Raw genomic sequence first — 11,601 nt, 5'->3', positions numbered from 1 at the left:
GATTCGGGGCGGCGCTCTCCAGGGTCCGGCGGTGGTCGGGCCGCTGTCGGCCGTGCGCCGGACCGGCCGCCGCCCACCGCCCGGCCCGTTCCGGGCCGGCATCGCAATCAGTGGCAGCCGGTCGGACGCATGCAGTCGCGTCGGGCGGTGCGGGCAGGCTCGGCCGGGCCACCCGGGCCGGGCCTCCTGCACGGCGCCCCATGGAAATCCGATGGTGCGGCGCAGCGTCGGCGTCGAGAATCCAAAAATGCATGAAGGAAGACCGACCGACGGGGTCGTGACGCTGTCCGCGCTGTGCCTTGACGATGTGGAAGCGCATCTCGGAGGAGAGGACGAGCTGCTGATCCGCTGGCTCAACGGTGGTCCCGGCACGCGCGAGGGCGTCGAAACGTACGTCCGGCACTGCCTGGATCAGTGGGAAACTGCCGGGCCACTGCGCGCTTTTGGGATCCGGGCGGGCGCCGACGGAGCGCTCGCCGGGACGGTGGACCTGCGGTTCGCAGGAGCGGGCCTGGCGCCCGGCCAGGTGAATGTCGCGTACGGCCTCTATCCCTCCTGGCGTGGGCGTGGCCTGGCCACCCGCGCGGTCCTCCTGGCATCCCGGTACGCGGCCGGTGAGGGCGGGAAGGAGGCGGTGATCCAGGTGGACCCCGGGAATCCCGCGTCCGCCGCGGTGGCGCGACGGGCCGGATTCATCCGTGGCGAGCAGCCGTCCGGCACGGACGCCGGTCGGCTCGACCGGTACGTCCGGAATCTGCGTGTCGCCCTCCGGTGACGGCAGGCGGCAGCGCGGCAGCCCTTAGCCTGTGGTGATGGCCGACGAACTCCTCAAGGACTTGACCGGACGCGCTCGCCACGCCGTCCCTGGCGGGCCCATGGAGAAGTCCGGGCAGGTGGTGTCCGAGATCCGTGCGCGTGCGGGCTCCAGCCCTCGGCAGGACGTCTCGCGCCGGGCGGGCCGCGCACACCTCACCGTGTCGGCCGCCGCGAAGGACCGTCGGCCGACGGCCGTGCCCCACTCATCCGCGCCACAGGAGAACACTCCATGAAGATCCACCTGACCAGCGTCTTCGTCGACGACCAGACCGAGGCCCTGCGCTTCTACACCGAGGTACTCGGCTTCGTGAAGAAGCACGATGTCCCGCTGGGCGGGAAGGACAGGTGGCTGACCGTCGTCTCGCCCGACGAACCCGGTGGCACCGAGCTTCTCCTGGAGCCCGCAGGCCACCCGGCCGTCCGGCCCTACCGCGACCTGCTCGTCAAGGACGGCATCCCGCTCGCCCAGTTCGCCGTCGCCGATGTGAGGGCGGAGTACGAGCGCCTGCGGGGCCTCGGCGTCCGGTTCACCCAGGAGCCCATGGAGATGGGTCCCGTGACCACCGCCGTCTTCGACGACACCTGCGGCAACCTGATCCAGATCGCGACACAGCCGCAGTAGGGCGGGCTCTCTCCCCCGTCACATCGCGTTCGGTGGGGCCCGCGGCAGCGGCCGTACGCCTTGCTGCCGTGTCCTGGGGTCCGTGTAGGGCGCCTGACGTACGCGCACCGTACTGCCGACGGACGATGACGCGGAGTCAGGTGGGGTGACAGGCTGGCGCATGACGAGAAGGCCCGGGGCAGCGGGCGGGCGAGGACGTACTGGCGTGCTCCGGCCGTGAACTCCCCGGCGGACCGGCCCGCCCGGACGGCGGACCGGTCCGGACCCGGTGGAATCCGATGTGCGGCACCGCCGCCGGATTCAGGAGGGGGCGGCTCGGCCCGGACGTTCGGGCCGGGCGGCCTGTTCCGCTCTCCCTCGCCATCACCTTCTGTGCCGACAGCCTCACGCACCTACCAAGGAGCCCGTGTGACCACCATCAGCGCTGCCGTGCGCCGCGCCTCAGCCGTGGGCCTCGCCCTCACCGCCTGCTTCACCGCACTGCCCGGCGCGACGGCGACGGCCGCGGGACCAGACGCCGGAACGGTGACGGCCGGGGCGGGTCTCGACCGCTTCCGCCATCAGCGCCTCGACTGGCACAGTTGTGTCCTGGGCCCCGACGACACGACGGGCAAGGAACTGGCCGGGGCCGGCGCGCGCTGCGCCGACGTGACCGTCCCGCTCGACTACGCGAACCCGCGGGGACGCACCCTCAAGGTCGCGATATCCCGGCTGGCCGCCACCGACACCCGTCACCGGATCGGCTCGCTGCTGTTCAACACCGGCGGCCCCGGCGGACCCGGCATCGGCTACTCCCCGCTCGTTCGCCAGATCATGAAGGAGGCCGGTGCGCGCTACGACGTGATCGGCTTCGACCCGCGCTTCGTCGGCCGCAGCTCCCAGCTGGACTGCGGCTGGCCGGTCGGCTCCTCGATGTTCTCGGCCGGTCCGGGCCGTGCGGGCTTCGAGCGCCAGGTCGCCCTCCAGAAGGGGCTGGCCGACAAGTGCCGGGCCACCAACGCGTCCGTGCTGCCGTACGTCACCACCCGGAACACGGCCCGTGACATGGATGTCGTCCGGGGCGCGCTCGGCGAGCGCAAGATCTCCTACCTGGGCTGGTCCTACGGCACCTACCTGGGCACCGTCTACACCCAGATGTTCCCCGGACACCACGACCGGGTGGTCCTCGACGGGGCGCTGGATCCGCGCCGGTACAACCCGCGGCTGATGCGGGGCGTGGAGCGGGAGAACGATCGGGCCCTCTCCGACTGGGCCTCCTGGGCCGCGCACCGTCACGGCGTCTACGGTCTGGGGCGCACACGCGGGCAGGTGCTGGCCACCGTCGATCGCATCGTCGCGGCCTCCGCGCGCCGGCCGCTGACCGTCGGCACCGGCGCGGACTCGTTCCGGCTCGACGACACCCAGGTGCCCTTCGTGGTCTTCTCCGGAACCGCGGACGACACGGACGAGGCACGAGCGGCGTTCGGGGAGCAGCTGTCCGTGCTCGCCGAGGCCGCCGCGGGACGGCCCACCCAGCTGTCACCGCAGTTCGCCGCGGTGCTGCGGGGGGCGCTCACGAGTGAGGGGTCGCGCAGTGGCAGCGCGCAGACCGCGATCCTCTGCGGCGATGTCTCCGTGCCCCGCGACCAGGAGAGGTACTGGCGGGACATCGAGCGCAGCCGGGCCTCGCACGCCCTGTTCGGTCCCCTCACCAACAACATAGGGCCGTGCGCCTTCTGGGACCGTCCCGTCGAGAAGCCCACCGAGGTGCGGCACGACACCCCTGCGCTGATCGTGGCCGCCACCGGAGACCCGCGCACCCCGTACACGGGCAGTGTGGCGCTGCACGGCCTGCTGCCGAGTTCGAAGCTGCTCACCCTCAAGGGCGCCAACCGGCACGCGATCTACGGCCAGTACGGCAATGCCTGCGTGGACAACGCGGTCAACCGGTACTTCGCCACCGGAAAGCTGCCCGCTCGGGACCGGACCTGCGTCAAGCCGGGTCACTGACCCACCGGACTCCCCGAGCAGGCCGGCATCACCCCTCGTGGCGTGATCTGCCTCACATGGTGTCACAGGGATCGATCGGGCGGTGTCTTGAGGCCGACCCTGCGAAACCGGAGGAGACACCATGACCGAGAACGTCGATGTGGTAGTGTTCGGCGGCGGGTACGCCGGCGTCATCGCGGCCAACCGTCTGACGAGGCGCGCCGATGTGACGGTGACGCTCATCAACCCGCGCCCGTCCTTCGTCCACCGGATCCGGCTGCATCAGCTGGTGGGCGGATCCGACGAGGCGGTCATCGACTACCGGGAGGTCCTCGCCGCACGCGTCCGGCTGGTGGTGGACACCGTGACCCGCATCGGCGCGGCCGGGCGCAGCGTGACCTTGGCGGGTGGCGGCACGGTCGGCTACGACCATCTGGTCTACGCGGTGGGCAGTGGCAGCGCCGAACCGAGTGTGCCCGGTGCGGCCGAGTTCACCTGGCCGATCGCCACCCTGGAGGAGGCGGCGCGGCTGCGGCCGCTGCTCGACGCCTCGCCCCCGACGGCCGCCGTGACGGTGGTCGGGGGCGGTCCGACCGGCATCGAGACCGCGGCCGAGCTGGCGGAGACCGGCCGGTCCGTGACCCTGGTCTGCGGTGGGGTGCTCGGCCCGTATCTGCATCCGCGGGGCCGGCGTTCGGTCGCCCGGCGGCTGGGCGCGCTCGGGGTGACCGTGCTCGACGGCCCCGGCACCCGGGTGACGGAGGTGACCCGTGACGCCGTGCGGCTCAGCGGTGGCCGCACGCTGCCGAACGGCGTGACCGTCTGGACCGCCGGGTTCGGTGTTCCGGATCTGGCCGTGCGGAGCGGACTGAGTACCGACGCCCTGGGCCGCCTGCTCACGGACGAGACACTGACGAGTGTGGACGACGTACGCATCGTCGCGGCCGGCGATTCGGCCGCACCGTCGGGCCTGCCGCTCCGGATGAGCTGCCAGGCCGCGATGCCGTTGGGCGCACGGGCCGCCGACACCGTGCTCAGCCGCATCGCGGGTGAGCGGCCCTCGCCGCTCAACCAGGCGTTCGCGGGCCAGTGCATCAGCCTGGGGCGGCGCGCCGGCATCTTCCAGTTCGCCCACAGGTCCGATGTCGCGCTGTGGTTCCACATCGCCGGTGGCCCCGGGGCGAGGCTCAAGGAACTGGTGTGCAGGGGCATCGTCAAGCACATGTCCGACGAGGCGGCCGAGCCCGGTACGTATCGTCTGCACCGCGTCCCGGGAGGCACCGGGCGCCGGCGACTGCTGCGAGCAGGGGGTGTCGGGGAACGGGCGGTCCCGCCGGGCATCCGCAGGAGCCCGGAGGCTTCGGACGAGGAGGAACCTTGTGGCGGGGTACGGACACGGAGGCCGACTGCGTCCGGAGGCCGGCCGAGACGGGGAGGGGCGGGGACATGAGCGGGCGCACCACTGATTCCACGGCCGGGAGCGGCCACACCGCTGACCCGGCGACCGGGAGTTTCGTCGCCCATCGCAACCTGCTCTTCACGGTTGCGTACGAGATGCTCGGGTCGGCGGCCGACGCCGAGGACGTGCTCCAGGACACCTGGCTGCGGTGGGCCGAGGTCGACCTGGCGCGGGTGGTCGACCACCGTGCCTTCCTGGTCCGGATCACGACCCGGCAGGCGCTCAACCGGCTGCGCGCCATGAAGCGCCGCAAGGAGTCGTACGTCGGTCCCTGGTTGCCCGAGCCGCTGGTCACCTCGCCGGACGTGGCGCAGGCAGCCGAGCTCGCCGAGAGCGTGTCGATGGCGATGATGCTCGTCCTCGAAACGCTGTCGCCGACCGAGCGTGCCGTCTTCGTACTGCGCGAGGTCTTCGACGTGGGCTACGACGACATCGCGGCCGCCGTCGGCAAGAGTCCCGCGGCCGTCCGCCAGATCGCTCACCGGGCCCGTCGGCACGTCGATGCCCGTCGCCCGCGCACGGTGGTCTCCCCCGGCGAGACCCGGGCGGCGCTGGAGTCGTTCCGGCGCGTGCTCGAAACCGGGGACCTGCGGGGTCTTCTCGATGTGCTGGCCCCCGATGTCGTCCTCGTGGGCGACGGGGGTGGCCTCAAGCAGACCTCGCGGCGTCCGACCCTCGGTGCCGACAAGGTGGCCCGCTACATGATGGGGGCTCTCGGCAAGAACAAGCACCGGATCACGATGACTCCCACCGTGGTCAACGGCGGTCCGGCTCTCCTCGTCCGCCAGGACGGCACGATCGACGGTGTGCTGACGGTGCACGTCGAGGACGCCCGCATCACCGGCCTCTACTACGTCCGCAACCCCGAGAAACTGGACCGTGTCGGGGACGAAACGCCGCTCACGCTGCGGTGAAGGGGCGTGGGCGCGTACGGACAGGCGTGGGTGCGTACGGACAGGGGGGCCGCTCCGGTTCCCCGACACCGGTCGGGCGCGGCGGCGTCGGCCGAGCGGGGGGGAGCTCTCCACGGAACGCGATCAAGGAGTGACCGCGGGGTACCCGGGGGGAGCAGGGGGCGCGCCGGTCATCGGCGGGAGGGCCGACGCCCGGGGGCGTCGGCCCCAGGGTGCCTCGACGAGAAGCCGGACGCCCCCGTGACGGCCTCGGTCACTTGCCGAATCGCCGCTCGCGGTTCGCGTACGAGCGCAGTGCGCGCAGGAAGTCCACGTGCCGGAACGCCGGCCAGTAGCAGTCCACCCAGTGCATCTCGGCGTACGCGGACTGCCACAGGAGGAAGCCGGAGAGCCGCTGTTCCCCGGAGGTCCGGATGATGAAGTCGGTGTGGTCGGCCGTGGGCGAGTACAGGTGCCGGGAGATGTCCTCGATCTCGAACCGGTCGACCAGCTCGGCGGGGTCGCCTCCCGCGGCCATGTGCTCCGAGAAGGCGCTCTTCACCGCGTCGACGATCTCCCGTCGGCCGCCGTAGCCGACCGCGACGTCCACCTTGAGCCCGCCGCGCCCCGCCGTCGCGGCGGTCGCCTCCTTGAGCACCCGGGCAGTGGCACCGGGCAGCATGTCGAGCGATCCGATCACCTGGACCTCCCAGGGGCGGCCCTCGGCCGTGATGTCCCGGACGGTCTCCTCGATGATCTCGATCAGCGGGCCGAGCTGCTCGGCGGGGCGCCCGAGGTTGTCGTCGGAGAGCATGAAGAGGGTCACGCGCTCGATTCCGTCGGCGGAGCACCAGCCGAGGAACTCGGTCGTCTTGGCGCCGCCCGCCCGGTACCCCTCCCGGACGTCCGCGTGGCCCGCCTGCCGTGCCCAGCGCCGGTTTCCGTCGAGCATGATCCCGACGTGCTGCGGGCGTGGCAGCCCCGCCAGGGTGGTGGCCAGTCGGCGCTCGTACACCGCTTCGATCGGCCGGCGGAGGAACAGCGGGAGCAGCCTCATGAACCATCTCCATCGCGTTGCGGATACTCGTCGCGGACCTTATCAGGGCTCCGGGACGAGCCCGGCGCGCTCCCTCAACGGCCTTCACCGGAGCGGCAGTTGGAGAGGGGAGCGTGCTGCGGCGGACCGTCGGGGCGAGGGTGCGCGTACGGGTACGGTCCGCCGGGCGGAGAGGGCCCCTCCCGGCCGGCCACCGAACGTGCGCGGGCACACACGAAGAGCCGTCGAAAAAATCTCGACGGTGATGTCGAGAACGCCGGGCCTGCTCCGTCCCCACCATGAAGCGACCACAATGGGGCGCACCCGCACCGAGGAGAACCACCATGGCCAAGTACCTGTTGCTCAAGCACTACCGGGGCGCCCCGACCCCGGTCAATGACGTGCCCATGGACCGCTGGACACCGGAGGAGATCTCGGCCCATATGCGGTACATGGAGGACTTCGCATCCCGGCTCGAAGAGACCGGCGAGTTCGTCGACGGCCAGGCGCTGGCTCCCGGGGGGACCTTCGTGCGGTACGACGGCGAGGGGCGGCCGCCGGTCACCGACGGCCCGTTCGCCGAGACGAAGGATCTCATCGCGGGCTGGATGGTGATCGACGTCGACAGCTACGAGCGAGCGGTCGAGCTGGCCGGGGAGCTGTCGGCGGCCCCCGGTGCCGGTGGGAAGCCGATCCACGAGTGGCTCGAAGTGCGCCCGTTCCTGGGTGCGGCGGCCACCATCACGGAGTGATCTGCGATGCCCCTCGAAGTGGACGAGGCGCTGCTCCGGAGCATCGCCCCGGGGGTGCTCGGCATCCTCGTCCGCCGCGGAGCCGACTTCGCGGCGGCCGAGGACGCCGTGCAGGACGCGCTGGTCGAGGCGTTCCGGGTCTGGCCGTCCGGCCCTCCGCGCGATGCGAAGGGCTGGCTCGTCACCGTGGCCTGGCGCCGGTTCCTGGACGCGAGCCGGGCCGACGCCGCCCGCCGCCGTCGTGAGGAACGCGTCGACGGGGAACCGGTACCGGGGGCCGCTTCGGCGGTGGACGACACGCTCCAGCTCTATTTCCTGTGCGCCCATCCGTCGCTGACGCCGTCGTCCGCGGTGGCGCTCACGCTGCGGGCCGTCGGGGGGCTCACCACCCGCCAGATCGCGCGGGCCTACCTGGTGCCCGAGGCGACCATGGCGCAGCGCATCAGCCGGGCCAAGCGCACCGTCTCCGGGGCACGGTTCGACCGGTCCGGCGATGTCGCCACCGTGCTGCGTGTCCTCTATCTGGTGTTCAACGAGGGCTACTCGGGCGACGTCGACCTCGCGGCCGAAGCCATCCGGCTCACGCGGCAGCTCGCGGCCTTCGTCGATCACCCCGAGGTGGCGGGGCTGCTCGCCCTCATGCTGCTCCACCACGCCCGCCGCGCCGCCCGGACCGCGCCCGACGGCGGTCTGGTGCCGCTGGCCGAGCAGGACCGGGGCCTGTGGGACACCGAGTCGATCGCGGAGGGCGTCGAGATCCTGCAGAAGGCCCTCGCCCGCGACCGGCTGGGCGAATTCCAGGCGCAGGCCGCCATCGCGGCGCTCCACGCCGACGCGCCGACCGCCGGGGAGACCGACTGGGTCCAGATCGTCGAGTGGTACGACGAACTCGCTCGGCTCACCGACAGCCCGGTCGTCCGGCTCAACCGGGCGGTGGCCGTCGGCGAGGCGGACGGACCGCGCGCCGGTCTGGCGTTGCTCGGGTCGCTGGACGACTCACTGCCTCGTTACGCCGCGGTGTCGGCGTACCTCCACGAGCGGGACGGTGACCTGACGGCGGCGGCGCGGTTGTACGCCGAGGCGGCCCGAAAGGCGTTGAACTCCGCCGAGCGCGATCATCTGACGCGCCAGGCCGCCCGGCTCCATGCCGGTGGGCGCCGCTGACGGGGCGCGGGTGCGCCCGGGGCCGGCCGACGAGGGACGCGACGGGGTGGTACCGGGCCGTGCGCACGCGGCCCGTCCCCGGCCGGTCCCTCCTGTCGGCCTCCCCGCGGCCGCCCGTGTTTCACAGGGCCAGCGCGACGGCGGCACCGATGCCGCCGGCGCACAGGGCAACGGCAGCCTCCGTCCAGCCGCCCTTTCCCCAGCGGAACGGTCGGTCGAGGGCGAAGCGGCCGGGTCCGATGGCGGCGACTGCCAGCGCCACGACCGCGATGCACACATTGAGCTCGACGCCGCCTTGTGTGTCCCAGAACCCGTGCGCCGCCGTGACGGTCACCATCGCATTGATCATCACGCCGATCACGGCTGCCGATGCCAGAGGGGTGAACAGCCCGAGTGCCAGGCCGATGCCTCCGAGGAATTCGGATCCGCCGCCGATCGCGGCGTAGACCTGTCCGGGGCGGAAGCCCAGGCCCGAGAAGTACCTGCCGGTCGCGGCAAAGCCCTCACCGCCGAACAGGCCGAAGAGCTTCTGGCTTCCGTGCCCGGCCATGAGAAGGCCGAAGGTGATTCTCAGGAGGAGCAGACCGCAGTCGCCCGCGGAGACGGCGGGCGCTCCCGCCGGCCGGGCACCGCGCTCCGGCGGGGGCGGGGCGCGCAACTTCTCGTTGAGGGTGACGTTCATGGGTGGCTCCCACTCTGCGCTCTTTGTCCGGCGCTCGGGCGTCCCGGCACCATGGGCACGGAGCATCGCGGCGCTGCCGGGAGGGGCTCCGGGCCACAGGAAGCGACCGGGCCGTCGGCCTCTCGGCCGGGCTGCCCGACGTTCACGCGTGGAACCGCGTGACGTCGGCTTGCCCTTCCCATCGTTCCCCCTCTTCCGGCAGGTATCGACCCCGGAGCGGCGGAGTACACGCGCTATCTGCGGATGTGCCGGGCAATGGCCGCCTCCGGTACGGGCCCCGGACGTCGGATCTTCCGCCGGTCCTGGGCCGGGCGCGGTGGCTCCGGGCTGCTCCCCTCCGGAGACGGGAGCAGTCCGAAGCCCGTCCGCGCCGCCCGGTCGGTCGAGCCGGGTGACGTGCCGGTCCCGGGCCTGTCTTCGAGGCGCCGTCGTCCGGCCGGAGGCCGGGCCGTGCGGTGTGTCCGGTGCGTGCGAGCGCAAGGCGCGGGATCGTCCCCGTACAGGGCGTACGGGGACGACTCCGACCACGCGGCGAGCCTGCGTGCCGGACAGCTCACGGCAGGCGTCAGCCCGAAGACGGGTCCCAGGGGCGCCGGTCGTCAGCCGCAGTTCACATAGACCGCGTCCGCCGCGTGGTGCGCGTCCGTCGAGCCGTGGGAGTTCCAGTCCTTGCCTCGGTCGTGGAGCACGACCGCCACCCGGCCCCCGTTGATCTTCACGCTCGGGGCCGCCACCCACTGTCCCTGGTGGTTGACCTGGTCGATCTTGAAGCTCGCGAGCTGCGAACCGGAGGAACTGCTCCCGGCGTGCACGGTGTAGTAGGACGGGGAGCCGCCGACGTGCCGGATGTCACCGGAGCCGGGGATGTGCACGCTGATGCGGCAGGTGCCCGAGGTGACGGCACCGGTGCTGAAGGACCACGTCGCGTAGTTGCCCGCGTCGCTGCCGTCACCCGACATCGGGACGGAACGGAACCGGCCGTTGCAGCCGTTGGACGAGTAGCCGCCGGTCGCGGTCGTCCACTGGTCGTCGTCGTTGGCGACCTTCGAGGATCCGTGCTCGCTGTAGGAGACGCCGGAACCCGAGCAGTGCGGGCCCGCGTAGGCGGAGAACTGCTGGACGGCGGCGGACTTGACGGTGTTTTCGGCTGCGGCGCCCCCGCCGGTGGCCTTGGTGCCGGACCCCTTCTTCGCGGGTGCCTCGTGGCTCCCGGGGGGTGTCGGTCCGTCGGCCACGCTGTCCTTCCCGGCGGAGTCGGCGACGGCATTGTTCTCCGGCGCCGGGGGCACCTTCGCGGTGGAGCCGCCCTTGGTGGCGGGCGCCTTGCCTCCCGGTGCCTTGCCGTCGGGCGACGTAGCGCCGGGAGCCTTGTCGCCGTCCTCGGCGCTGGGGACGTACCCGGACGGGGAGGTGCTCGGACCGTCGTATCCGGCGGCGGCGTTGTGGCCCTTGCCGTCCTTCGGGTCGTCGCCCGAGTTGGCGCCGATGATGAAGGGAGTGGCGAGGAGAACCACTCCGCCGATCGCGGCGGCGGCGACCACGGGACGGGATATGCGGTTCGGGCTCCCCGCTGCCCCGGCGGCCTCTGCGTCGGGCGCCCCGTCGCCCGAACCGCCGGACGCGACGGCGGTGGCGGCCCGGCCGGACCGCAGCCAGGAGAACCGGGCGGGAGCGGCCGCGGTCGGGGCGGCGCCCGTGTCGGCTCCGGCCGCCACGGACGCGGGGGCGGGCACGGCGACCTCTCCGGGCACAGCCGCCCCCTGGGGCACGGCCGCCTCCTCGGACGCAGCGGCTTCCTCGGACGAAGGCGCCTCGGACCGCGGTGCTTCGGCCGACTCCGTCTTCGCCCCGGCGCCGGCCTCGGACCTGGCCTCGGCCTGGGGAGGCTTGGGCGCACTGCTCCCCCGTAGCGCGGAGGCGACGCCCGCCGCCGTCCCGGGCTCGGCCCCAGCCTCCGCCGTGGCAGCGACCGCGGCCTCCGCCTCTGCCTCGGCTTCTGCCGTTGCCTCGGGATCGGGCTTCGGCTGCTGTGCGGGCTTCTCCTCCGGCGCGGCCTGCGACGCGTCCGGCTCCGCACCGATCACGCCGTTGCTGACGGACGCCGTGGCGCGCGCCCGGCCCGCCGCCGGCGCCCCGGCCTCCCCGGGCCCGGACCCCTCGGCACCGCCGGGGGTACCGCCCTGCGTCTCCGTGACTGCCACTGGTGCCA

The 11,601-nt window shown here is 72.7% G+C and carries 10 protein-coding genes; 7 read left to right on the top strand and 3 right to left on the bottom strand.

The features are described from left to right. The first annotated feature begins 247 nt into the window (after nucleotides 1–247). From ACFVFH_RS27970 to ACFVFH_RS27950, 5 genes are all read left to right on the top strand, one after another. Entirely contained in the window at nucleotides 248–775 is a 528-nt protein-coding gene (locus tag ACFVFH_RS27970) for a GNAT family N-acetyltransferase (protein ID WP_383773568.1), read from the top strand. 270 nt (nucleotides 776–1,045) lie between these two features. Continuing rightward, nucleotides 1,046–1,438, top strand: a complete 393-nt coding sequence (locus ACFVFH_RS27965) for a VOC family protein (protein ID WP_383773566.1) — start codon at nucleotides 1,046–1,048, stop codon at nucleotides 1,436–1,438. Nucleotides 1,439–1,846: 408 nt separating this feature from the next. Next, a complete protein-coding gene (locus ACFVFH_RS27960) occupies nucleotides 1,847–3,427 on the top strand; it encodes an alpha/beta hydrolase (RefSeq protein WP_383773564.1) in 1,581 nt (526 codons plus the stop codon). A gap of 121 nt (nucleotides 3,428–3,548) precedes the next feature. Beyond that, entirely contained in the window at nucleotides 3,549–4,856 is a 1,308-nt protein-coding gene (locus ACFVFH_RS27955) for an NAD(P)/FAD-dependent oxidoreductase (protein ID WP_383773562.1), read from the top strand. Then, the gene (locus ACFVFH_RS27950; protein WP_383773560.1) at nucleotides 4,853–5,779 is read left to right on the top strand and encodes an RNA polymerase sigma-70 factor; all 927 of its coding nucleotides are present in this window, start codon (nucleotides 4,853–4,855) and stop codon (nucleotides 5,777–5,779) included. Before ACFVFH_RS27955 ends, ACFVFH_RS27950 begins: the two co-directional genes overlap by 4 nt. A gap of 253 nt (nucleotides 5,780–6,032) precedes the next feature. On the opposite strand, the gene ACFVFH_RS27945 is transcribed toward ACFVFH_RS27950, so the two are convergent. Then, nucleotides 6,033–6,815, bottom strand: coding sequence for an isoprenyl transferase (locus tag ACFVFH_RS27945; protein ID WP_383773558.1), 783 nt, complete (start codon nucleotides 6,813–6,815; stop codon nucleotides 6,033–6,035). A gap of 323 nt (nucleotides 6,816–7,138) precedes the next feature. Between ACFVFH_RS27945 and ACFVFH_RS27940 the strand changes: the two genes are divergently transcribed. Continuing rightward, nucleotides 7,139–7,546, top strand: coding sequence for a YciI family protein (locus ACFVFH_RS27940; RefSeq protein ID WP_383773555.1), 408 nt, complete (start codon nucleotides 7,139–7,141; stop codon nucleotides 7,544–7,546). An 18-nt stretch (nucleotides 7,547–7,564) separates the two neighbouring features. Continuing rightward, complete coding sequence (locus tag ACFVFH_RS27935) at nucleotides 7,565–8,710, top strand: RNA polymerase sigma factor (protein WP_383773682.1); 1,146 nt, start codon at nucleotides 7,565–7,567, stop codon at nucleotides 8,708–8,710. 121 nt (nucleotides 8,711–8,831) lie between these two features. Here the strand turns inward: ACFVFH_RS27935 and ACFVFH_RS27930 are convergent, their stop codons facing one another. Both ACFVFH_RS27930 and ACFVFH_RS27925 read right to left on the bottom strand, forming a co-directional pair. Then, the gene (locus ACFVFH_RS27930) at nucleotides 8,832–9,392 is read right to left on the bottom strand and encodes a DoxX family protein (RefSeq protein ID WP_383773553.1); all 561 of its coding nucleotides are present in this window, start codon (nucleotides 9,390–9,392) and stop codon (nucleotides 8,832–8,834) included. A gap of 599 nt (nucleotides 9,393–9,991) precedes the next feature. Beyond that, nucleotides 9,992–11,593 carry a hypothetical protein gene (locus ACFVFH_RS27925; protein WP_383773551.1) on the bottom strand — a complete coding sequence of 534 codons (1,602 nt, stop codon included), beginning with the start codon at nucleotides 11,591–11,593 and terminating at the stop codon, nucleotides 9,992–9,994. Nucleotides 11,594–11,601: the final 8 nt, after the last annotated feature.

Source organism: Streptomyces sp. NPDC057697 (genome assembly GCF_042799335.1).
GTDB lineage: Bacteria > Actinomycetota > Actinomycetes > Streptomycetales > Streptomycetaceae > Streptomyces.
Note: the sequence above shows the minus strand (reverse complement) of the source record. Positions and strands in the feature narration are given on the sequence as shown.